This window comes from Alloyangia pacifica (assembly GCF_900116195.1).
Classification (GTDB): domain Bacteria; phylum Pseudomonadota; class Alphaproteobacteria; order Rhodobacterales; family Rhodobacteraceae; genus Salipiger; species Salipiger pacificus.
Window position 1 is genome coordinate 229886 of the sequence record NZ_FOZW01000001.1, and the last position, 22624, is coordinate 252509.

At 66.2% G+C, this 22624-nt stretch carries 23 protein-coding genes; 11 read left to right on the forward strand and 12 right to left on the reverse strand.

Features of this window, described 5'->3' with window-relative positions:
* Positions 1-70 precede the first annotated feature (70 nt).
* On the forward strand, positions 71-1336 hold the full coding sequence (locus BM397_RS01145) for a glutamate-5-semialdehyde dehydrogenase (protein WP_092426387.1): 1266 nt from the start codon (positions 71-73) through the stop codon (positions 1334-1336).
* Positions 1337-1338: 2 nt separating this feature from the next.
* Here the strand turns inward: BM397_RS01145 and BM397_RS01150 are convergent, their stop codons facing one another.
* Positions 1339-1944 carry a histidine phosphotransferase family protein gene (locus BM397_RS01150; protein ID WP_092426385.1) on the reverse strand — a complete coding sequence of 202 codons (606 nt, stop codon included), beginning with the start codon at positions 1942-1944 and terminating at the stop codon, positions 1339-1341.
* Positions 1945-1970: 26 nt separating this feature from the next.
* Between BM397_RS01150 and BM397_RS01155 the strand changes: the two genes are divergently transcribed.
* The 3 genes from BM397_RS01155 (at position 1971) to olsA (ending at position 3909) form a co-directional block, all read left to right on the forward strand.
* Entirely contained in the window at positions 1971-2153 is a 183-nt protein-coding gene (locus BM397_RS01155) for a DUF3553 domain-containing protein (protein ID WP_092426805.1), read from the forward strand.
* A 143-nt stretch (positions 2154-2296) separates the two neighbouring features.
* A complete protein-coding gene (gene olsB, locus BM397_RS01160; RefSeq protein WP_092426383.1) occupies positions 2297-3055 on the forward strand; it encodes an L-ornithine N(alpha)-acyltransferase in 759 nt (252 codons plus the stop codon).
* Positions 3052-3909, forward strand: a complete 858-nt coding sequence (gene olsA, locus BM397_RS01165) for a lyso-ornithine lipid O-acyltransferase (protein ID WP_092426381.1) — start codon at positions 3052-3054, stop codon at positions 3907-3909. The genes olsB and olsA overlap by 4 nt, the downstream gene beginning before the upstream one ends.
* A 26-nt stretch (positions 3910-3935) precedes the next feature.
* On the opposite strand, the gene BM397_RS01170 is transcribed toward olsA, so the two are convergent.
* The 3 genes from BM397_RS01170 to BM397_RS01180 all read right to left on the reverse strand — a co-directional run bounded on the left by BM397_RS01170 (position 3936) and on the right by BM397_RS01180 (position 5551).
* Positions 3936-4556 (reverse strand): thiamine phosphate synthase, encoded by a 621-nt coding sequence (locus BM397_RS01170; RefSeq protein ID WP_092426378.1) that lies wholly within the window; start codon positions 4554-4556, stop codon positions 3936-3938.
* A 68-nt stretch (positions 4557-4624) separates the two neighbouring features.
* Entirely contained in the window at positions 4625-4954 is a 330-nt protein-coding gene (locus tag BM397_RS01175; protein ID WP_092426376.1) for a TfoX/Sxy family protein, read from the reverse strand.
* An 81-nt stretch (positions 4955-5035) separates the two neighbouring features.
* Entirely contained in the window at positions 5036-5551 is a 516-nt protein-coding gene (locus BM397_RS01180; RefSeq protein WP_092426374.1) for a GNAT family N-acetyltransferase, read from the reverse strand.
* A 157-nt stretch (positions 5552-5708) separates the two neighbouring features.
* Here BM397_RS01180 and BM397_RS01185 point away from each other — a divergent pair, with 157 nt between their 5' ends.
* The 3 genes from BM397_RS01185 to BM397_RS01195 all read left to right on the forward strand — a co-directional run bounded on the left by BM397_RS01185 (position 5709) and on the right by BM397_RS01195 (position 9149).
* Entirely contained in the window at positions 5709-6452 is a 744-nt protein-coding gene (locus BM397_RS01185; RefSeq protein WP_092426372.1) for an RNA methyltransferase, read from the forward strand.
* An 80-nt stretch (positions 6453-6532) separates the two neighbouring features.
* Positions 6533-7675: a heme A synthase gene (ctaA, locus tag BM397_RS01190; protein WP_092426369.1), complete on the forward strand. Its 1143-nt coding sequence runs from the start codon at positions 6533-6535 to the stop codon at positions 7673-7675.
* Position 7676: 1 nt separating this feature from the next.
* Positions 7677-9149 carry a carboxypeptidase M32 gene (locus tag BM397_RS01195; protein WP_092426367.1) on the forward strand — a complete coding sequence of 491 codons (1473 nt, stop codon included), beginning with the start codon at positions 7677-7679 and terminating at the stop codon, positions 9147-9149.
* 73 nt (positions 9150-9222) lie between these two features.
* On the opposite strand, the gene BM397_RS01200 is transcribed toward BM397_RS01195, so the two are convergent.
* The 5 genes from BM397_RS01200 to BM397_RS01220 all read right to left on the reverse strand — a co-directional run bounded on the left by BM397_RS01200 (position 9223) and on the right by BM397_RS01220 (position 15128).
* On the reverse strand, positions 9223-9612 hold the full coding sequence (locus BM397_RS01200) for a hypothetical protein (protein ID WP_092426365.1): 390 nt from the start codon (positions 9610-9612) through the stop codon (positions 9223-9225).
* A gap of 118 nt (positions 9613-9730) precedes the next feature.
* Positions 9731-10591: a LysR family transcriptional regulator gene (locus tag BM397_RS01205; RefSeq protein WP_092426363.1), complete on the reverse strand. Its 861-nt coding sequence runs from the start codon at positions 10589-10591 to the stop codon at positions 9731-9733.
* Between the two features lie 287 nt (positions 10592-10878).
* Positions 10879-13038: a phosphoribosylformylglycinamidine synthase subunit PurL gene (purL, locus tag BM397_RS01210; RefSeq protein WP_092426361.1), complete on the reverse strand. Its 2160-nt coding sequence runs from the start codon at positions 13036-13038 to the stop codon at positions 10879-10881.
* 64 nt (positions 13039-13102) lie between these two features.
* A complete protein-coding gene (locus tag BM397_RS01215; protein ID WP_092426803.1) occupies positions 13103-13963 on the reverse strand; it encodes a class I SAM-dependent methyltransferase in 861 nt (286 codons plus the stop codon).
* 259 nt (positions 13964-14222) lie between these two features.
* Entirely contained in the window at positions 14223-15128 is a 906-nt protein-coding gene (locus BM397_RS01220; protein ID WP_092426359.1) for a LysR family transcriptional regulator, read from the reverse strand.
* A 165-nt stretch (positions 15129-15293) separates the two neighbouring features.
* Between BM397_RS01220 and BM397_RS01225 the strand changes: the two genes are divergently transcribed.
* From BM397_RS01225 to map, 4 genes are all read left to right on the forward strand, one after another.
* Positions 15294-18713, forward strand: a complete 3420-nt coding sequence (locus tag BM397_RS01225; protein WP_092426801.1) for an indolepyruvate ferredoxin oxidoreductase family protein — start codon at positions 15294-15296, stop codon at positions 18711-18713.
* Positions 18714-18978: 265 nt separating this feature from the next.
* The gene (gene murI / locus BM397_RS01230) at positions 18979-19791 is read left to right on the forward strand and encodes a glutamate racemase (RefSeq protein ID WP_092426357.1); all 813 of its coding nucleotides are present in this window, start codon (positions 18979-18981) and stop codon (positions 19789-19791) included.
* Between the two features lie 170 nt (positions 19792-19961).
* The gene (ccmE, locus tag BM397_RS01235) at positions 19962-20417 is read left to right on the forward strand and encodes a cytochrome c maturation protein CcmE (RefSeq protein ID WP_092426355.1); all 456 of its coding nucleotides are present in this window, start codon (positions 19962-19964) and stop codon (positions 20415-20417) included.
* 159 nt (positions 20418-20576) lie between these two features.
* Positions 20577-21326 carry a type I methionyl aminopeptidase gene (map, locus tag BM397_RS01240; protein WP_092426353.1) on the forward strand — a complete coding sequence of 250 codons (750 nt, stop codon included), beginning with the start codon at positions 20577-20579 and terminating at the stop codon, positions 21324-21326.
* A 9-nt stretch (positions 21327-21335) separates the two neighbouring features.
* Here the strand turns inward: map and BM397_RS01245 are convergent, their stop codons facing one another.
* The 3 genes from BM397_RS01245 to BM397_RS01255 form a co-directional block, all read right to left on the reverse strand.
* A complete protein-coding gene (locus BM397_RS01245) occupies positions 21336-21836 on the reverse strand; it encodes a GNAT family N-acetyltransferase (protein WP_176806707.1) in 501 nt (166 codons plus the stop codon).
* 20 nt (positions 21837-21856) lie between these two features.
* Positions 21857-22222, reverse strand: a complete 366-nt coding sequence (gene grxD, locus BM397_RS01250) for a Grx4 family monothiol glutaredoxin (protein WP_092426347.1) — start codon at positions 22220-22222, stop codon at positions 21857-21859.
* A 76-nt stretch (positions 22223-22298) separates the two neighbouring features.
* Complete coding sequence (locus BM397_RS01255; RefSeq protein WP_092426344.1) at positions 22299-22541, reverse strand: BolA/IbaG family iron-sulfur metabolism protein; 243 nt, start codon at positions 22539-22541, stop codon at positions 22299-22301.
* Between the last annotated feature and the right edge of the window lie 83 nt (positions 22542-22624).

Here is a 22624-nt window from a genome sequence, read left to right on the forward strand (position 1 = left end):
TCGGCTCTGTATCCCCCAAGGTCACGGCGCTATAAGAAGGCTCCAAACCCCAAACCTAGGGTAAAGAGCGATGAAAGACGTTACAGACATCCACGCGACCATGATCGACCTCGGCCAGCGCGCCAAGGCCGCTGCCGCGGAGCTCGCCTTTACCCCGCCAGAGCGCAAGACCGAGGCGCTGGAGGCGGCGGCGGACGCTGTCTGGGCGCGCCGCGCCGAGATCCTCGCCGCCAATGAACAGGACATGCAGTTCGGCCGCGACAAGGGCCTCAGCGAGGCGATGATGGATCGCCTGCTGCTCACCGAGGAGCGCCTGCAGGGCGTGGTCGACGGGCTGCGCGCGATCGCCGCGCAACGCGACCCGGTGGGCGAGGTGATCACCGAGTGGGACCGGCCCAGTGGCCTGCAGATCAAGCGCGTGCGCACGCCGCTCGGCGTCATCGGGGTGATCTACGAATCCCGTCCGAACGTCACCGCCGACGCCGGGGCGCTCTGCCTCAAGTCGGGCAATGCGGTGATCCTGCGCGGCGGGTCGGAGAGCTTCCACAGTTCCTCGGCGATCCACGCCTGTCTCGTCGACGGCCTGCGCAAGGCAGGCCTGCCGGAAGATGCGATCCAGCTGGTGCCGACGCGCGAGCGCGCGGCGGTGCAGGAGCTGCTGACCATGACCGACTATGTCGACGTCATCGTGCCGCGTGGCGGCAAGGGGCTGGTCGGCCTGGTGCAGCGCGAGGCGCGGGTGCCGGTCTTTGCCCATCTCGAAGGCATCGTACATATCTACATCGACCGCGCTGCCGACCCGGTGACCGCGCTGAAGGTGGTGCTCAATGCCAAGACCCGGCGCACCGGCATCTGCGGTGCCGCCGAATGCCTGCTCATCCACCGCGAGGCGGTGGAGACGATCGGGCAGGGCGTGGTCCGCGCGCTGCTCGATGCCGGGGTCGAGGTGCGCGGCGACGCGGGCCTGCAGCAGATCGACGGCGTCGTGCCGGCCACCGAGGACGACTGGGGCCGCGAGTATCTCGACAAGATCATCGCCGCCAAGGTCGTCGCCGACGAGGATGACGCCATCGCGCATATTCGTCGCTACGGCTCGCAGCACACCGATTGCATCCTGTCGCAGGACGAGGCGGCGGTCGACAAGTTCATCCAGCGCGTGGACAGCGCCATCGTCATGGTCAATTCCTCGACCCAGTTTGCCGATGGCGGTGAGTTCGGCATGGGGGCGGAGATCGGCATCGCCACCGGCAAGATGCACGCCCGCGGCCCCGTTGGCGCCGAGCAGCTGACCAGTTTCAAGTACGTGGTGCGCTCGGACGGTGCGGTGCGCGGCTGAGCTCAGCTGATCTCGATCGTGACCGCGGCCTCGCCCGTGGTCGCGGCGATGCTGCGCCCGCGCGCCTCTGCGAGGGCGGCGAAAATCGGAAAATGCACCTGCGCGCCCGAGAGGGCGGGCAGCTTGCCGGGCCGCGCCAATAGGGCCCAGACCGCCGTATCGCAGGCGACGCGCTTGCCGGTCCCGGTGACCCGCCAGCCATTGTCCAGCTCCTCGACGATGACCTGGCCGCCCATCGGCAACGCGCTTTCGCAGCAGAGCACCGCGAGCAGCGCGAGCTGCACCTCGGGGCGCGGGGCCTCGCTCTGGCGCCGCCAGTCGCAGCTCAGCCGTCCGCCCTGGCAATAGTCGCGCAGCAGGCGGCCAGCTTCGGAGGCGCCGATCATCTGTTCGCCCTCGGCATGGCCGAAGGCGACCCGGAACAGGCTGATGCGCGCCCGCGCCGCGGTGCAACTCTCGTTGATCAGGGCGAGCTCCGGCGTGTCCAGTGGGCTGCCGGAGAGCGTCAGAAGCTCGAGCCCGTTGGCAATGGCGCCGATCGGGCTGACAAGGTCGTGGCAGAGGCGCGAGGCTACCAGCGTCGCGAGTTTGGCGTTAAGCTGTTGCATCAAAGCCTCGTGGAAAGGGGATGGATATGAGCGATATCAACGCCTTGCTGGAGCCGGGAATGCTGGTGGAGCATCCCGACAGACCGGATTGGGGGATCGGGCAGGTGCAATCCAATATCGGCGGCCGTGTCACTGTCAACTTCAGGGAGCAGGGCAAGGTCGTGGTCGATGGTGAACGCGTGACCCTCCTGCCGGTGTTCGACGTATAGGCTTAGGGTGCAGTCGTTTACGAATGGTTAACCAAGCTTTCGGAAATCACCGCGACCGGGCGGGGGCGGGCCCTGAGCGGGGAAAAGCTGTTTTCCTTTGCGCCATGCCGCATTAGAACCTCGGCAAGCAGCAGAGGGCGGCCATGGCGCTGGACGACAGGAACTTGACAGTGCGATTGGCGCGCACGGAGGAGGAGATCGCGGCGGCGCAGCGCCTGCGCTACGAGGTCTTCGTTGACGAGCTCGGCGGCGGCGGCGCGCTGGTGGATCACGAGAACCGGCTCGAGCGGGACCGCTTCGATCCATTTTTCGATCACCTGCTTCTGACCGATGCCCGCAAGGGCGGCGCGGTCGTGGGGGTTTACCGGCTATTGCGCGACGACCAGGCGCAGGCCGCGGGGCAGTTTTACTCAGAGGACGAATATGACCTCGAGCTGCTGCGCGCCAGCGGTCGCCGGCTGCTGGAACTGGGGCGCTCCTGTCTGCATCCCGAGTATCGCGGCGGGCCGGGGGTCATGCTGATGTGGCAGGCGCTGTCGGATTACGTGGCCGAGCACGGCGTGGAGATCCTCTTCGGTACCGCCTCCTTCCACGGCACCGATGTGCAGGCGCTGGCGCATCCGCTGTCGCAGCTGCATGCCCGCCATCTCGCACCCGAGGAGCTGCGCGTGCGCAGCCGGGCGTTCCAGCCGATGGATCTGCTGCCCGAGGACCAGATCGACCGCCGCCGCGCCATGGTCGAGACGCCGGCGCTGATCAAGGGTTACCTGCGGCTCGGCGGCATGGTGGGGGATGGCGCCTTTGTCGATCATGCCTTCAACACCACTGACGTCTGCCTCGTCATGGACACCCGGCGGCTGAACGAACAGGCGGCGGCGCGGGTCCGGCGGGGGCGCGGGTGAGAGAGCCGACCGGCGGCGCTGGTCCGGCGGGCCCGACCTGGCGTGGGGCCGAGCCGCCGGAGATCGCGCTCGGCTGGGCGGATTACCTGCGGGCGACGGTGCGAGGGCTACTCATCGTGCTCCTGCTACTTTGCGGGATCGTGGTGAAACTCTTGGTGCTTCTGGTCGAACGGCTGTTCAGGGGCGGGCGCCGGGTCTGGTCTCCGGCCGTGACGCAGATCGTCTGCCGGCTGGTCTTTGTCATTCTGGGCATGCGCCACGCAGCGCGGGGCGCACGCATGTCCGGGCCGGGGGCCTATGTGGCCAACCACTCGTCTTGGCTCGACATCTTCACGCTCAACGCGCGGCGGAACGTGCTCTTCGTGTCGAAGGCCGAGGTAGCGGGCTGGCCGGGCATCGGCCTGCTGGCGAAACTCACAGGCACGGTTTTCATCAACCGCGATCGGCGCGAGGCAAGGGCGCAGCCCAAGGTCATCGAGGCGCGGCTTCTCGCGGGCGACCGTCTGCTGTTCTTTCCGGAAGGGACATCAACGGACGGACTGAGAGTTCTCCCTTTTAAAACAACACTTTTTGAGGCGTTCCTGTCAGATGGTCTGAGGGTGCATATGCAGGTTCAGCCGGTCACCGTCAGCTACCACGCGCCGCGTGGCGCGGATCCAGCCTTCTATGGATGGTGGGGCGACATGGCGCTGGGGCCGCATCTGCTGCGGGTTCTGGGCGCGCGCCGCCAGGGGTATGTGGAGGTGGTCTACCACGATCCGCTGCGGGTCGCGGAGTTCGCCAACCGCAAGGCGCTGGCGCGGGCGGCGGAAGCGCGGCTCAGGTCCGCGCATCCGTCCGAAGGTGTTGCCTGAGTATTCGTCCGTAACGCGCTGAAAGATCAGCCCATTGCGGCGATCAGGGACTTCAGCGTGGCGGCGGGATCTTCGGTGTTCCAGATCTCCTCACCGATGGAGATGAAGTCGGACACCGGGGCAAGCTTCGCCATCAGCTCCGGGGTCAGCCCGCCCTCGGCCACGACCGGCACCTCGATCATCTGCGACCACCATTCGAAGATCTCGAAATCGGCCAGCGTGCCGTCGCCGAGCGCCTCGCCGCTGAGCGGGCCGAAGGCGACGTAGTCCGCCCCCGCCTCGCCGGCGACCATGCCGTCATGGCGCGAGCTGCCGCAGAAGGCGCCGACGATGGCGTCGGGGCCGAGGTCCTTGCGCGCGGCGCGCACCGAGCGCGAGCCGTCGGTCAGATGCACGCCGTCGAGCCCAAGGCGCTGCGCCAGCACCACATGGGTGTCGATCACCAGCGCGATGTCGTAGCGATGTGCCAGCTCACGCACCACGTCCGCGGCGCGCAGCAACCGGTCCTCGTCGCGGGTGGCGAGCGAGAGCCGCATGCAGGCGATCTCGGCAGCATCGAGCACCGAGGAGAGCTTGTCCGGGAAGCTCGAGAGGTCGAACTCCGGCGGGGTGACAAGATAGAGCTGAGGCTGGTCTGCTTCGGCCATGGCGCGGCTCCTGACGTGAGAATTGCGCTCCTATATCGTGCCTTTAGGGCGCACGGAAGGGGGCAGCGTCATTTCGGTGGCAGGCTTCGAACGAAGCTCAGGGCAAGTGCGGTGAGCCGGGCGCGGGTGGCATCGTCGGCCATGGCCTCGGGGCTGGCCTCGACGTAGCCGCCCATGCGCCTGCCGCCCATGATCGCGGGGCCGACATCCGCGAGCGCGGCCGCCGCGTCCTGTGCCTCCTTGCCCACCCGGTAGAGCCCGCCCTCGGCCCGCACGCCGCAGATCATGTTGCCGTCGAGCAGGAAACACAGGGCACCGAACATGCGTTTCTCGCTCAGGCCGGGCAATGGGCCGAGGTCATCACGGACGATCTCGGCGAGGCCTTCATCGTAGCTCATACGTCCCTCCGATGCTGCGCCCAGCTTAGCCCTCGGAGGCCTCCGGCGGGGATATTTTTGCCATGTGGAAGCGCAGGGCGTTCAGTGCCGGGGGAAGGCGTAGCGGAAGACGTCGTTGGGATAGGCTTCTTCGCCGATGCGGAAGTAGGTCCGGCCGATCCGCTCGAAACCCTGCGCCTGGTAAAAGGCGATGGCGGGGGTGTTCTCGGAGTTGGTTGCCAGCCAGACGGAGGGTGCATCGAGCGCCAGCGCCGCGCCGAGACCGGCCTGCAGCAGGTTGCGGCCGATGCCGTGGCCCTTGTGGCGGGGCTGCACGTAGAGCGTGGTGATCTCGGTATCAGAGCAGCCGGGCAGCGGCCCGGGCGCGCCCTGCGAGAGCCGCAGGAAGCCGTCGATTCCCTCCTCGTTCTGGCTGACGATGAAACGCTCGGCGGGCAGCGCCAGCCAGCGCTCGAAGTTCGCCCGGGTGAAGGTATCCAGCGCATAGTCGGCGAATTCCGCCGTCACGCCGCGGCGGATATAGGTGCCGAGCCAGACCTCGATCGAGAGGGCGGCAAGGGCGGAGGCATCTTCGGGGCGGGCGTCTCTGAGGGTCATCGGGGCTCCGGTTATCGGCTCTCGTCCCTCTTGGCAGTCGCGGCGGTGCGCAGCAAGCTCTTGGGGCGAGGCGAGACAAATCGGGGCGGGGACCTGTCGCTTTCTTGCTCTTCGCGCCGCACGGGACTATGCGGAAGCCGGATTTACGGAGTTTGTCATGCCGAGCGAGACGAGGCAGCCCGCATTCGTGCTGGTGCGGCCGCAGATGGGCGAGAATATCGGGGCCGCGTCGCGGGCCATGTGGAATTTCGGGCTGGACCGGATGCGTCTGGTGAGCCCGCGCGACGGCTGGCCGAACCCGTCGGCCGTGGCCATGGCCTCGGGGGCCGGGCGTTTGCTGGACGAGGCGCAGCTGGTCGAGACCACGGCGCAGGCGGTCGAGGATTGCGACCTGGTGTTTGCCACCACCGCACGGATGCGCGGGCTCACCAAGCCGGTCTATTCGCCCGAGCAGGCGATGAAGGAGGCGGCGGAGCGCATCGCGCAGGGCGGCAAGGTCGCGGTGATGTTCGGCCCCGAGCGCGCCGGTCTGGAAAACTCCGACGTGGCTCTGGCCAATGCGCTGATCAACGTTCCGGTGAACCCCGAGTTCCCCTCGCTCAACCTCGCGCAATGCGTGCTGCTCTGCGCCTATGAATGGCAGCGGGCGTCCTCGGAGATCGAGGCGCTGCGGGTCGAGATGGCGGGGGCCGAATGGGCCAGCGGCATCGAGGTCGAGAAGCTGGCCGAGCACTACGAGGAGCGGCTCACCGAGGCGGGGTTCTTCTTCCCCGAGCACAAGGCCGAGAGCATGAAGCTCACGCTTCGGAATCTCTGGAGCCGCATGCCGCTGACCCGCGAGGACGTGAAGACCCTGCACGGGGTGATGCGCCAGATGGTGCGCTGGAAAGAGCGCGGCTGACCCGCGCAGGTTGCTTGAAGGCGGCTTGATGGGGCGCAGGCGCCCCCCTATCGTCGCCGCGACGGATGTAGGAGAAGACCATGGCCGGAAACCGCAAGCTCTTTGAAGAGGTTGGGGCGGAGACCCCGAAGGCCGCCCCGGCGGGCGGCATGATCGACAAGGGGCGCGGCGGCGCGCGCGGCGCGATCCGGGTCTGGTTGATGCTGCTCTTCGTACTGGTGATGGCGATGATCGTGGTCGGCGGGCTGACCCGGCTGACCGACAGCGGCCTGTCGATCACCGAATGGAAGCCGCTGCACGGCGCCATCCCGCCGCTGAACGAGGCCGAGTGGCAGGAGGAATTCACCCTCTACCAGCAGATCCCGCAATACGAGCTGATCAACAAGGGCATGACCCTGGCGGAGTTCAAGGGCATCTACTGGTGGGAATGGGGCCACCGGCAGCTCGGCCGGGTGATCGGCCTGGTCTGGGCGCTCGGCTTCCTCGTCTTCCTCGTGGCACGGCAAATTCCGACAGGCTGGACCGGCCGGCTGCTGCTTCTGGGCGCGCTCGGTGGGCTGCAGGGAGCCGTGGGCTGGTGGATGGTCTCCTCGGGGCTCGTGGGCGACATGATCGCCGTGGCCTCCTACCGGCTGGCGACACACCTTGGTCTCGCCTTCATCATCCTCGGTTTCATCGCTTGGGACATCTTCCTGCTGGGTCGGCAGGAGCGGGACCTGATGCAGGCGCGCCGCCTGCGCGAGCCGAAGCTCTTTTCCATGTCGACCGGCCTGCTGCACGCCGCCTTCCTGCAAATCCTTCTGGGTGCGCTGGTGGCCGGGATCGACGCGGGCCGCTCGTTCACCGACTGGCCGCTGATGGCGGGCGGCTTCTTCCCGCCGCAGCCCTTCGACCTGGTGCCGGTCTGGCGCAACTTCTTCGAGGACCCGGGCCTCGTGCAGTTCATGCACCGGATGATGGGTTATCTGGTGTTCATCTTCGGCGTGGTGGTCTGGCTGCGGGGCCGCAAGTCGGCCAATGCCGACACCCGCTTCCGCTTCAATGCGGTCATGGCGATGCTCTGCGTGCAGGTGGTGCTGGGCATCGCCACGGTGCTCTACATCGCGCCCTGGCACATCGCGATCACCCACCAGCTCGGGGCCGTGGTGCTCTGGGTGCTGATCCTGCGCGCGCGGTTCGGCGCGCAATTCCCGAAAACCCAATCGATCCGCGAGGCCCGCTGAGATGAGTGCATTTGATGATCTGATGGCGTTCCAGCGCGAGACCGGGGCGCTGGCGCAGGTGGCCGGACGCCTTGGCTGGGACCAGGAGACCACCATGCCGCATGGCGCGGCGGAGCAGAGATCCGAGGAAACCGCGGCGCTGGAGAGCGTGCTGCACGCCCGCCGGACCGATCCGCGCGTCGGCGAGTGGCTGGCGGCGATCGACGCCGGGGCGCTCGACGAAGTGGGGCAGGCGCAGCTGCGGCACATCACGCGCAGCTTCACACGCGCGGGCCGCGTGCCGGGCAAGCTGGCGGCGGATCTGGCGCGGCTGACCAGCCGGGCGCATCGCATCTGGGCCGAGGCGCGGGCTGATGACAATTTCGCCGCCTTTGCGCCGGTGCTTCGGGATGTCGTTGCACTGAAGCGCGAAGAGGGCGCGGCGCTGGCGGCGGGCGGTGATGTCTATGACGCGCTGCTCGACGACTACGAGCCCGGCGCCACGGCGCAACAGCTGTCGGACATGTTCGGCGCGTTGCGTCCGCGTCTCGTGGCGCTGCGGCAGGCAATCCTCGAGCGGCCCGCGCCGAAGCCGCTCAGCGGTACCTATGACGACGCCGCGCAGATGGCTCTGGCGCAGAAGCTGGCCGAGACTTTCGGCTACGACATGTCCCGGGGGCGGCTCGACAAGGCGGTGCACCCGTTCAGCTCGGGCAGCGGCGACGACGTGCGGATCACCACGCGGACCAATCCGCTCGATCCCTTCAACTGCATCTACTCGACCATCCACGAGACCGGCCACGCCGCCTACGAACAGGCGATTGCTCCGGCCTACCGCTTCACGCCGCTCGGCGAGGGCGTGTCGATGGGCGTGCATGAAAGCCAGAGCCGCATCTATGAGAACCAGCTTGGCCGCTCGCGCGCCTTCACCGGCTGGTTGCACGGGCAGATGCGGGCGCAGTTCGGCGACCTGGGGCTCGATCCCGAAGCGTTCTACGCGAGCGTCAATTCGGTGCAGAACAATTACATCCGAACCGAGTCCGACGAGGTTCAGTACAATCTCCATGTGTTGCTGCGTTTCGATCTCGAGCGCGCGCTGATCTCAGGTGATCTGGCCGTCGACGATCTCGAGGCGGCGTGGAACGAGCGCTTCGCGGCGGACTTCGGCTTTGCCGTGGACAAGGCCTCGGACGGGGTGCTGCAGGATGTGCACTGGTCGGCCGGGCTGTTCGGCTACTTCCCGACATATAGCCTTGGCAATGTCTACGCCGGCTGCCTGAACAAGGCGCTGCGGCAGGCCGTGCCGGACCTTGACGCGCAGATGGCGGCTGGTGATCTCGGCGCGGCGACGGGCTGGTTGCGCGAGAACGTGCAGCGCCACGGTGGGCTCTATACCCCGCGCGAGGTGATCGAGCGGGCCTGCGGCTTCGCTCCTTCGGAGGCCCCGCTGCTGGAGTACCTGGAAGCCAAGTTCGGCGATCTCTACGCGCTTTGACAGGCATCCGGACAGGACGGAAAAAGCGGCCCCTCGGGGCCGCTTTTGGTTTTCCGTGAGTGGTAGTTTGTTCTCAGGCGGGCTCCGGCGGGAGAGCCGCGTTGAGACTGAACCTGCCGCCGCCGAAAATGATCAGCGGAAGGGCCAGGAAGACGACGATGAACGACCCGTGCATGGCTGTGATCTGCGGCACGCCGGGAGCTGCGAGCAGCATGTCATGGGCCAGGTAAAGAGCTGTCCCAGAAAGCGCCACGGTCCGCGTGCCGACGCCGAGGATCAGCCAGATCGCGATGGAGGCCAGCAGGATGCACATGATCGACGCCGCGAGGCCGGGCAATCTGACCGCGAAAGCGTCTGACAGGGCCGGGTCACTGACAAAGATATCGAGCGCGACAGTGTGGCCGAGAATTGCCGCAAGCATCACACGCAATGCGCACTGAAAAGAAGGAATTAAGCCAACCATAGTCCTGCTCTCGTAGACCGGAATCAAATGGTCCGGTTCTTTACACATTCACAGTGTTACATTCGATCATCACAAAACCAAGCAGGAATTGTTCAATGCTAACTTTGCGTAAACCAACCTAGAAGTCTTCTCCCCCCTGTTCTGGTTGAGCTTCAAAGCGTTCAAAACATTGAATAATCCAGTCTACGGCCCGGCGCATCCCGGAGTCGGAGCGACGGCTCTCGTGATAGAACAGCCAACATTCCAGAGTCTCGGGAGCGATGTCGGGGTGCAGCGGTTCTAGACCGGGGGTCTTGCGCGCAAGGAGATCCGGAAGCGGCCCGGCCATTTGCGTGCTCTGCATGAGCGCGTGCAGGGCGATGAAGTTGTCCACCCGGATTTTCGGGTCCTTGCCGAAGGCGTCGTAGGCTTGCCGCAGGATGCGCGAGCGGCTCGGGGTGACGTTCAGCCCGGCCCATTCTCCGTCCGGCTGGGAGTTGACGAACCGATAGGGGCGAAATCTCATCTTGCCGGCCTTGCGGGCCACGATGCGGCCCTGGTCGGGGCGGCCGAACTGAACCACCAGATCGTTCTCGCCCAGGCCTTCGCGCTGCCGGCGTTCGGTCACGGTCAGCTGGACACCGGGCAACAACTCTGCCTGAGCTCCGAGGCTGGGAAACAGCACCAGAGAGGCGATGATCGGCGACGCACCCAGGCTCAGTGTGACCGTGTCGACGTCGAGCCCGACACCATGGTTGTTCAGGGTGGACTTGAGCTGACCGTCGAAGTTTTGCGCGACATTGATCAATTCGCGCACCGCCTCCGAGGGGCGCCAGCCGTCTGCGGTTTTCACGAAGGCCGGGACGCCGAGCGTCTCCGACAGGCGCTCGATCCGGCGGGAAACGGTCGCGGTGTTGGTCCCGAGGAGCTTGGCTGCAGCGGTCATCGTGCCGGTCTTGGACAGTGCGACAAGGAACCGGAGGTCGTCCCAATTGTTCATGGTATCTTATGTAACTCGGAATTCTGGGTCGGCTGAGCACGCGGCCGTCTACCTGTGATTGTGAAGACGTTGGTTTGCGCTCTTATTGGTGGTGCATGATTAATCTAGGACATTGCTTCAAGCGTGCAAGGTTGGGAGCTTGAGAGATTTGTCGTGTTTTGTGTCAGATTGACGTTTGGGAAAGAAAAACGCCGCGTCCCAATGGAAACGCGGCGTCTGAGGGGCGAGAACCCGCCGAAAGCGACGGCACCAATGAGCCGGACCCCGCCGAAGCGGAGCCGTCGGTCTCAGCCGAAGAACTCGGCGAAGCTGCCACGGTAGGCGGCGGCAAGCTCCGAGAGCGGCGCTTCGCTGCTGCCGAAGCGCACCGTGTCGCCGGTGAACTTGCCGACCGTGGTCAGTGTCACGCCAGCGGCGGAAGCTGCGGTCATCAGCGCCTCGGCGGCGTCGAAGTTGCAGGCGATCAGGTAGCGGCCCTGATCCTCGCCGAAGAGAGTCGGAGTGTCCGCCACGTCGAGCTGAACGCCGACGCCCGAGGCCTCGGCCATCTCGAAGGCCGCCATGGCAAGCCCGCCGTCCGACAGGTCGCAGCAGCTGCGGATCCAGTCACGGTTGGCTAGGATGAACTCGCCGTTCCGGCGCTCGGCCTCGAGGTCGACCGCCGGGGCGTCGCCTTCCTCGCGGTTGAAGACCTCTGCGAGCAGGGCCGACTGACCGAGGTGGCCGGCGGTATCGCCGACCAGCAGTGCGACGTGGCCTTCGCGGGCATAGCCGAGGATCGGCTCTTCGCCGGCGGCGATCAGGCCCACGGCGCCGATGGTCGGCGTCGGCAGGATCGGCTCGCCGTCGGTCTCGTTGTAGAGCGAGACGTTGCCCGAGACGATCGGCGTGTCGAGCGCGAGGCAGGCCGCGCCGATGCCGTCGATGGCGCCGACGAACTGACCCATGATCTCGGGCTTCTCGGGGTTGCCGAAGTTCATGTTGTCGGTGGTCGCCAGCGGGCGCGCGCCCACGGAGACGAGGTTGCGGTACGCTTCCGCCACCGCCTGCTTGCCGCCCTCGACCGGGTTGGCGCGCACGTAGCGCGGCGTCACGTCCGAGGAGAAGGCCAGCTTCTTGTCGGTGCCATGCACGCGGATCACGCCGGCACCGAAGCCGGGGATGCGCACGGTGTCGGCCATGACCTGGCTGTCGTACTGCTCGTAGACCCATTCGCGCGAGCAGTAGTTCGGCGAGGAGACCAGCGCCTTCAGACCGTCGATCGGATCGACACCCGGCACATCGGCCAGCGGTTCGGCGGCGGGGGTGGGGACCCAGGGGCGGTCATACTCGGGCGCGGTGCCCGAGAGCGCCTTGAGCGGCAGATCGGCTTTCACTTCACCGTTCAGCACGATGAGGAAACGGTCCTCGGCGATGGTCTCGCCGACGATGGCGAAGTCGAGGTCCCATTTGTCGAAGACCGCCTTGGCCTCGGCTTCCTTCGCCGGGTCGAGCACCATGAGCATGCGCTCCTGGCTCTCCGAGAGCATCATCTCGTAGGCGGTCATGTTCTTTTCGCGCACCGGCACCTTCTCGAGGTCGAGGCGCACGCCGAGGTTGCCCTTGTCGCCCATTTCCACGGCCGAGCAGGTCAGGCCCGCAGCGCCCATGTCCTGGATCGAGATTACCGCGCCGGTCTGCATCAGTTCGAGCGTGGCTTCCATCAGGCGCTTTTCGGTGAACGGGTCGCCGACCTGAACGGTGGGGCGCTTCTCCTCGATGGTCTCGTCGAATTCTGCCGAGGCCATGGTCGCGCCGCCAACGCCGTCACGGCCGGTCTTGGCGCCGAGGTAAACCACCGGGCGGCCGACGCCCGAGGCCGCGGAGTAGAAGATGGCGTCGGTGTCCGCGAGGCCCGCCGCGAAGGCGTTGACCAGGCAGTTGCCGTTATAGGCGGGGTGGAAACGGACTTCGCCGCCGACGGTCGGAACGCCGAAGCAGTTGCCGTAGCCGCCGACACCCTCGACCACGCCGTGCACCAGCTGACGGGTCTTGTGGTGGTCCTTCTCGCCGAAGGACAGGGCGTTCATCGCCGCGATCGGGCGCGCACCCATGGTGAAGACGTCGCGCAGGATGCCGCCCACGCCCGTCGCCGCGCCCTGGTAGGGCTCGATGTAGGAGGGATGGTTGTGGCTTTCCATCTTGAAGATGACGGCCTGACCATCGCCGATGTCGACGACGCCGGCGTTCTCGCCCGGGCCGCAGATGACCTGCGGGCCCTTGGTCGGCAGCTTGCGCAGGTGGATCTTCGAGCTCTTGTAGGAGCAGTGCTCGTTCCACATGGCCGAGAAGATCCCCAGCTCCGTGAACGTCGGCTCGCGGCCGATGATCTGCAGGATCCGCTCGTATTCATCGGGTTTGATCCCGTGGGCGGCAATGAGCTCTTCGGTGATGGACGGTTCCTGCATCCTGACTCCCCTTAGCGTGGTTGGTGCGCTCTTTAAGGCAAGGGCGGCAAAGGGGGAAGAGGGGTCAAGGCCTTCGGGCGGTCACAAGGTTCATTCTTGCGGGCACTTTGGCCCCTTCGGGCGTCTCATAGGGGGCAAAGGCCTCATGAATGTCATTCTGAATGGCCTGCGCCTGCGCTTCGGTGGCGCCCTTGTCGCGCATGTGCCGCACGGCGGGGCCGATGCGCGTGGCGAGATCGGCGGCCTTCATGCCCTGCGGCAGACGCAGTTCGGCTTCCACCGTCTCTATAGAGATGTCGGAAAACCCCGCGCGGGAGAGAATGCCGCGCACCCGCTCCGGATCGCGAAAGGCCATGGGGCCGGGAGCATCGGGATCGCCGGGGGCGGGCGGGCCGAGGTGTTCCACTGCAGCCTTCATCGGAAGGTCGAACCACGGGTTCTCGTCGATTCCGCGCCAGCAGATGAACGCGAGACGTCCGCCGGGCTTCAGGAACTGCAGGATATTGGCGAAGGCCGCACCCGGATCGTCGAAGAACATCACGCCCATGCGGGACAGGCACAGGTCCACGGGGGCCTGCGGCCGCCAGACCTGCGCGTCGGCATGGATGAAATCGGGACGGATGCCGTCCAGCGCCTCGGCGCGGGCGCGGGCCACCTCGAGCAGCGAGGTCGAGACGTCGATGCCGGTTACATGTCCCTCGGGGGCCACCGCCTCGGCGAGCGCCAGCGTCGTCGCGCCCGCGCCGCAGCCAAGATCGAGGACCAGCTCGCCGGGCTGCGGCGCGGCGCGGGTGAGGACCAATTCGGAGAGATGTGAATGCAGCGTGTCGAGCTCCTCCCGCATGGCGACCCAGTTGAGGCCGGGTCCTTCGGTCCAGAAGGCCTGCTGCGCCGTGTTGCCCGGGGAAATCTCATCCGCTGCCATCTCGTCCTCCCTGTTCATGCGGAAGGGTAGCGCAAGACGCGGTCCCGCCGAAGCAACCTGTTGCGATTCGGCAAAAAAAAGGCCGAGCACAAAGCTCGGCCGAAGTCCAACAGGGAGGTTGAAGATGATGCGCACTAGGGCGCTTCAAGCTTCGTGTGCTGAATATGTGATCAGTCTTGAGTCGATCAAGGGAAGAAACGGCCTCAATCGGACATTGCTGCCATGCATTGTTTGCATGGCGCCTGATTTTTGGGCGCCGTCAGTCGGCGCCCATCGCTTTCAACTGCCGCCGATGGGCGAAGATCTCGTCCTGCACGAAGTCGCGGAAGGCGGTTACCCGCTTGGAATGACGCAGTTCTTCGGGGTAGGCGAGGAAAACGGGCACCTCGTTGCTCTCCACGTCGGGGAGCACCCGGACCACATGCGGGAAATCCTCGATGATGTAGTCGGGCAGCACGCCGATGCCGAGATTGGCGATCACCGCCTGCAGAACCCCGAAGTAGTTGTTCACCGTGAGACCCGTGCGGATGTCATAGGTGAGCAGCTTCTGCACCAGCGCCTTGCCCGAGAGCACCTGCGCGGAGTTGGGATTCTGGCAGATCAGCCGGTGCGACGAGAGATCCTCGAGCGACTCGGGCAGGCCATTCGCCTCGAGGTATGCTGGCGAGGCATACATGCGCATGCGGATCGACATCAGCCGCTTGCGGATCAGGTCCGCCTGGCTGGGTTCCTTCATGCGGATCGCCACGTCGGCCTCGCGCATCGGTAGGTCGAGCACGCGCTCTTCGAGCATGAGGTCGATCTTCAGGTCCGGGTACTTCTCGTAGAGCTTGGTCAGGCGCGGAGCCAGCCAGAGCACACCGAAGCCGTGGGTCGTTGTGACCTTCAGTTCGCCGAAGACCTCTTCCTCGCTGTCACGGATCCGCGCGGTGGCGCTGTCGATGCGCTTCACCATCGAGGCGGTGGCGTCGAACAGCAACTCCCCCTGCTCGGTGAGAATCAGTCCCCGGGCGTGACGGTGGAAAAGAGTGGTATCGAGCGCCTCCTCCAGCGCACGAATCTGCCGCGAGACCGCGGATTGCGACAGATGCAGCGCATCTCCCGCATGAGTCAGGCTGCCCGCATCTGCGACAGCGTGAAAGATCCTGAGCTTATCCCAATCCATGGCGGCATCTTATTCAACTTTGGCGCCCTGTATACGACAGGAACGATTAACGGAAACACATCTTACCCGAGTGTGGGAAAATAACGAAAATTTCCCTATCCGGGTCAGCATGTGTGACCTATCATGGGGCACGGCTGCAAGCACTATGAGCGATGGGAGGCGCGCATGAGCAAGCAAGCAATTTCCCTGCAGGACAGGTTCGATCTAAGCAAGAGTCCGGTCCTTTTGAATGGGACACAGGCGCTGGTTCGCCTGATGCTGATGCAAAAAGAGCGCGATCGCGCCGCCGGGCTGAACACGGCCGGCTATGTGACAGGCTACCGCGGCTCGCCGCTGGGCGCCGTCGACATCCAGATGAAGCGCGCTGGAAAGCTGCTCGTCGAGAACGATATCCGTTTCCAGGAAGGTCTGAACGAGGACCTGGCCGCGACCGCCCTCTGGGGTGCGCAGCAGGCCGAGCTGCGCGGCGAGGGCAGGTACGACGGGGTCTTCGGCCTCTGGTACGGCAAGGGCCCCGGCGTCGACCGCTCGGGCGACGTGATGCGCCACGCCAATATGGCGGGCACCTCGACCCACGGCGGCGTGCTGATGGCCATGGGGGACGATCACACCGGCGAAAGCTCGACGGTGCTGCACCAGTCCGAATGGGCGCTGGTTGATGCCTACATGCCGGTGGTCTCGCCCGCGGGCGTGCAGGAGGTGCTGGACTTCGGCATCTACGGCTTCGCCCTGTCGCGCTTCTCCGGCCTCTGGGTCGGCCTTAAGACCATGAAGGACACGGTCGAGGCCACCGCCGTCGTCGACGGCCGCCCGGACCGCATGTCGCTGGTCACCCCGGAGTTCCTGATGCCCGAAGGCGGGCTGAACATCCGGCTCGGCGACACGCCGCACCTTCAGGAAGCGCGGATGATCGACTTCAAGCGCTTCGCGGCCGAGGAGTTCTCCCACGCCAACAGGATGGACAGGCGCGTCTGGGGCAAGCCCGGCGCCAAGATCGGTCTCGTCGCGGCGGGCAAGAACTGGCTCGACCTGCAGCACGCGATGTCGCTGCTCAACATTGACGAGGCCGAGGCCGAGCGTCTGGGGATCACCACCTACAAGGTGGGTCAGACCTTCCCGCTGGACATGAAGGGTTTCCATGACTGGGCCGAGGGGCTCGATCTGATCGTCATCGTCGAGGAAAAGCGCAAGCTGATCGAGGTCCAGGTCAAGGAAGCGATCTTCGACGACCGTCGCGGCCGCCGCGTCTACGGCTGGTACAAGGGCGGGGCAGGTGGCATGCACCGCGAAGAGCTTTTCCCCACCCGCGGCGCGCTCGATCCGGTGTGGATCGCCCAGAAGCTCGGCGAGATCTTCGTCGAGGAAGGCCGCGGCACCGACGGCATCAAGGCCGGGCTGACCGCGCTCGACGAGGCGCGCAAGGCCGACAATGCCCCCGACCTCGCGGCACGGCTGCCCTACTTCTGTTCGGGCTGTCCGCACAACACCTCCACCAAGCTGCCCGAGGGCTCGCGCGCCTACGCCGGGATCGGCTGCCATTACATGGTGCAGTGGATGGACCGCGAAACCACCGGCTTCACCCACATGGGCGGCGAAGGGGTGAACTGGGTCGGCGAGGCGCCCTTCTCCAAGCGCAGCCACGTCTTCCAGAACCTCGGCGACGGCACCTACAACCACTCCGGCTCGCTGGCGATCCGCGCCGCGCTCGCCGCGGGCACCAATATCACCTACAAGCTTCTCTATAATGACGCCGTCGCCATGACCGGCGGCCAGCCCAACGAGGGCGGGCTGACGGCGGATCGCATCGCGCGCGAGCTGAAGGCCATGGGCGTCGAGCATCTGGCGGTGGTCTACGACGAGAAGGAAGAGGTGAACTTCGACCTTTTCCCCGGTGGCATCGAGACCTTCGAGCGCTCCGAGATGGAGGCCGTGCAGAAGCGCTTCGAGAAGATCGGCGGCGTCTCGGTCATCCTCTATATCCAGACCTGCGCCGCTGAAAAACGCCGCCGCCGCAAGAAGGGCGCCTTCCCGGACCCGGACAAGCGGGTGTTCATCAACACCGACGTCTGCGAGGGTTGCGGCGATTGCGGCGTGCAGTCGAACTGCGTGTCCATCGTGCCCGCCGAAACGGAGCTTGGCCGCAAGCGCGCCATCGACCAGTCGAGCTGCAACAAGGACTACTCCTGCCTCAAGGGCTTTTGCCCTTCCTTCGTCACGCTCAAGGGCGCGAAGATGCGCAAGGGCGAAACCACCGACCTCGACCTGCCGCATCTGCCACAGCCGCAGCTGCCCGTGATCGACAAGACCCACAACGTGGTGATCACCGGCGTCGGCGGCACGGGTGTCGTCACGGTCGGCGCGGTGCTGGCGCAGGCGGCGCAGATCGCCGGCATGGGCGCGGGCATGATGGAGATGGCCGGGCTCGCGCAGAAGGGCGGCGCGGTGCACATCCACCTGCGACTGGCCAAGCGCCCCGAGGACATTTCGGCGGTGCGCGTGGCCACCGGCGAGGCCGACGCGCTGATCGGCGGCGACTTGGTGGTCAGCGCCGGGGCCAAGACCCTCGGCCTCACCAAGCGCGGTCGCACTGGGGCGGTGGTCAACGGCCATGAGATCATCACCGGCGAGTTCACCCGCGACACCGAATTCCAGCTGCCCTTCGACCAGCTGCGCGTGGCGCTCGAGGCGCGGATGCAGGACCGGCTGGCGATCTTCGACGCCACCGAACTGGCGCGGATCACCATGGGCGACTCGATCTTCTCGAACATGATGATCCTCGGCGCGGCATGGCAGCAGGGACTCCTTCCGCTGCCGCATGATGCCATCGAGGAGGCGATCCGCCTCAACGGCGCGGCGGTCGAGCGCAACCTGCGCGCCTTCGAGATCGGCCGCTGGGCGGTGCTCCATCCCGCCGAGGCGGCAGCCCTGAGTGCGCCGAAGGTGGTCGAGAAGCCGAAGTCGCTCGACGAGAAGGTCACCTTCCGCGCCGATCACTTGGCGGTCTACCAGAACAAGCGGCTGGCAAAGAAATACCGCGGTTTGGTCGAACCGATCGCCGACCCGCGCCTGCGCGAGGCGTTGGCGAAGGGCTATCACAAGCTGCTCGCCTACAAGGACGAGTACGAGGTGGCCCGCATGCATCTCGAGACGCGGAAGAAGGCCGAAGAGACCTTCGAACCCGGCTTCGAGATGAGCTTCCACCTCGCCCCGCCGATGCTGGCCAAAGAGGGCTCGGACGGGCGGCCGGTCAAGAAGACCTACGGCGAGTCGATGCTGAAGACCTTCGGCCTGCTGGCGCGGCTCAAGTGGCTGCGCGGCACGGCGCTCGATCCCTTCGGCCGCACGGCAGAGCGCAGGATGGAACGCGCCCTCATCGCGCAATACGAGCGCGACATGGCCGAGGTGCTGCCCAAGGTGACGCCCGAGACCCTCGATGCGATCGTGGCGCTGGCCGAACTGCCGCTGCGCATCCGTGGCTACGGCCCGGTGAAGGAAGCCAACGAGCGCGAGGCGGCCAAGCGCCGCGAGGAACTGCTCGCGGTCATCCGCGCCGGTGGCGCTCCTCTGGCGCAGGCTGCGGAATGACCCTCCCGGGCGAGGCGGAAAAAGCGCTGCCTCGCCCCTTCCTCTAGACCCAAATATCCCGGGGGCGCGGGGAAAGCGCCCGCGTCTCTTTGCGGCCTCTTCGCCGCAATCTGGGAACGGCGAACGATGTCGTGAGCCCGCGGCAAGGCGCAATGGACCTCCAAAGCAAAGCGCCGTAAGACCTTTGCCCAAGGCTTCCGCGGCGTGAGTCGCTGCGGTGCCAGCGCGAAAGACCGGGCAGAGATCCCGGCAAGGAGGGCAGAGAATGGCGGTTGGTGTGTTCGATTCCGGGCTTGGCGGGCTCACGGTCCTCGACGCCGTGGCCAAGCGGCTGCCCGAGGTTCCCTTTGTCTATTACGCCGACAGCAGCCACGCACCCTATGGCGTGCGCGACGCAGATGACATCTACAAGCTGACCGTCGATGCGGTGAATGCGCTGTGGGATGCCGGCTGCGACCTCGTGATCCTCGCCTGCAACACGGCCTCGGCGGCGGCGCTGCGGCGCATGCAGGAGGGCGGGCTGCCCAAGGGCAAGCGCGTGCTCGGCGTCTTCGTGCCGCTGATCGAGGCGCTGACCGAACGGCAATGGGGCGATAACTCGCCGCCGCGCGAGGTGGCTGTGCAGCACGTGGCACTCTTTGCCACGCCGGCCACCGTGCGCTCCCGCGCCTTCCAGCGCGAGCTGGCTTTCCGGGCCATCGGCGTCGATGTCGAGGCGCAGGCCTGCGGCGGGCTGGTGGATGCCATCGAGGAAGGCGACATGATCCTCGCCGAGGCACTGGTGCGCAGCCATGTCGAGGCGCTGAAGCGCAAGATGCCCGAGCCGCAGGCGGCTATCCTCGGCTGTACCCATTACCCGCTGATGCAGGAAGTCTTCCAGGACGCGCTGGGGCCCGAGGTGAAGGTCTATTCGCAGGCCAACCTCGTCGCCTCCTCGCTCGCCGACTACCTCGAGCGCCATCCCGACATGTACGGGCCGGGCAAGGACAGCCGCTTCCTGACCACGGGCGATCCGCGCAAGGTCTCGGTCCATGCCACGCAGTTCCTGAAACGGTCCCTGACCTTCGAAGCGGCCTGACATCGCTGCAAGCGCGTCGGGCGGGGGTGCTGCCCCCGCACCCCGGGGATATTTTCCTCTAGACGAAGGAGGAAGGCCGCGGCGCGGTGACGCAATTTGATTTGGTGCGGTTCTTTCGGGCACGTAAGATGCCATATAGGGAGAACGGCATTCGTGCTTGGGAGAGCAAGATGGGTCTTAAATCGCTGAAGAAGCAGCGGCGCATCCAGATCGTGGCGCTCGCCGCGGTGGCGCTGGTCGTGTCGACCGGGCTGATCGGCTACGCCATGCGCGACGGCATCAACTTCTTCCGCTCGCCGAGCCAGGTGGTCGAGGCGCCGCCCTCGCCGAGTGAGACCTTCCGCATTGGCGGGCTGGTCGAGGAAGGATCGCTGGTGCGCGGCCAGGGGCACGAGATCAGCTTCTCGGTAACCGACGGCGGCGCTTCGGTGCCGGTGGTCTTCGAGGGGGTGCTGCCCGATCTCTTCGACGAGAACCAGGGCATGGTCGGCACCGGCCGCTATGTCGACGGCGTGTTCCGTGCCAGCGAGATCCTTGCCAAGCACGACGAGACCTACATGCCCAAGGAGGTCATCGACGCGCTGAAGGAGCAGGGCGTCTACGAGGACCCCAACGCCGGGAGCTGACCTGTGCAAGGGCCGCAGACGCAGGGCGTGCCGCTGGCGCGCCCTTTCTGTTGGCGGTTTGCAGCGGGTGCAACCGGGCTGCTCACATCTGGCGGGGGACAGCGCCGCCGGTCCCCGCTAGTCTGGGCCATCGAACCGCGCGAGAGCTGAGGGCCGAATATGACGATCAACGACATGGACGATCTTGCCGGGTTGAAGGACATCGGCCGCATCGTCGCCAATACCCTGCAGGGCATGGCAAAGGCGATCGAGCCGGGAATGACCACGCGTGAGCTCGACGCGATCGGGCGCGAGATGCTCGAGCGCGAAGGCGCCGAATCCGCGCCGGAGGCGACTTACAGCTTCCCCGGGGCCACCTGTATCAGCATCAACGAAGAGATCGCCCATGGCATCCCGGGCCCTCGGGTCATCAAGCGCGGCGATCTGGTGAACATCGACGTCTCGGCGTCGAAGAACGGCATCTTCGCCGATACCGGTGCGACCTTCCGGGTCGATCCGGTGAAATCGCCACTCGACCGGCTTTGCCGGGACGGCAAGAAGGCGATGCAGATCGGTATCTCGCAGGTCGGCGCCGACCGTCCACTCGCGGGCATCGGCAATGCCATCGGGCGTTTCGCCGGCGAGAAGGGCTATACGCTGATCCGCAATCTCGCGAGCCATGGCGTCGGCCATTCGTTGCACGAGTATCCCGAGGAAATTCCCACCTGGCCGGTGCGTGGCGAGCGCCGCCGGATCACCAAGGGGCTGGTGCTGACCGTCGAGCCCTTCCTGTCCATGGGCGGGCTCTGGGCCAGCGAGGGCGAAGATGGCTGGACGCTCTACAGCGAGCCCTGCGCGCCGGTGGTGCAATACGAGCATACTGTGGTGGCGACCGAGAGCGGCGCCCTCGTGGTCACGCTTCCGGGGTGATCCTGCCGCTCAGGGACGGCGTTCGAAGAAGCGCAGATGCGGCAGCGCCTGCTCGGGGATCGGCTGGTAGGGGCCGCGCTCGACGAACCCGAGCTTGGCATAGAGGTGGCAGGCGGCGCCCAGCGTCTTCATCGTGTCGAGCCGCATCTGCGGCACGCCGACAGCGCGGGCACGGGTTGCCAGCTCTTCCACCAGCAGCCCGGCGAGCCCGTGGCCGCGCGCTTCGGGGGCGACATAGACCCGCTTGATCTCGGTGCTGCCGTCGGGCAGCCGCTGCGACATGGCGCAGCCGACGGGCGCGCCGCCAAGGTCTGCCAGCAGCACGGCGTCATGCTTGCCGGGCAGGGCGTCCAGCAGGTCAGAATAGGCGGGATCGGGATAGAAGAGATCCACCAGCGCCGGGGCGGCGGGATGGTGGCTGCGCAGGTCCTCGCGGTAGGCGAGGCAGAGCCTGCGCACGGCGGCGAAGTCGTCGGGACTCGCCGCCGTGCGGATGGTGATCTCGGCCACGGTCGGCATCGCCGACCGGATCAGGCGTTGGCTTCGCGGATCTTCTCGGCGGCGTCCTTGTCGTAGGTCACGCCGCTGGTCTCGAACAGCGTGTCGAGCTCGCCCGAGAGGGTCATCTCGGTGACGATGTCGCAGCCGCCGACGAATTCGCCCTTGATGTAGAGCTGCGGGATCGTCGGCCAGTCCGAGTAATCCTTGATGCCCTGGCGGATGGCGTCATCGGCCAGCACGTTCACGTCGAGGTAGTCGACGCCCATGTAGTTGAGCACACCCGCGACGCGGCTGGAGAAGCCACATTGCGGCATGGTCTTGGTGCCCTTCATGAAGAGCACCACGTCGTTCGCCTTCACCGTTTCTTCGATCTGGGTGGTCGCGTCGGTCGTCATCTCTGTCTCCTGTCTGCGCGCGCCCCTTGCGTGTTGGCCGGGCGCGGCGTGGATGTCTGTGTCTGGTCCGGTGGTCTTACTCGGGGGCCTTGGTGGTGAGCGCCAGCGCGTGCAGCTCGCCATGGTTGCCGTCCATCTTGCCCTTCAGCGCGGCGTAGACGGCGCGCTGCTGCTGGACGCGGTTCTGGCCGCGGAAGCTTTCGTCGATGACCTCTGCGGCGTAGTGATTGCCGTCTCCGGCAAGGTCGGTGATGGTGATCTTGGCCTCGGGGAAGGCGGCGCGGATGAGCTGTTCGATCTCCGTCGCTTCTATTGCCATGTGGGCGGACTCCGCTGTCAGACTGTTCTACTCAGATGTAAGACGGGCGCCGCGCGGGTGCAAGCGCGGGCCTGTGGCTTGGC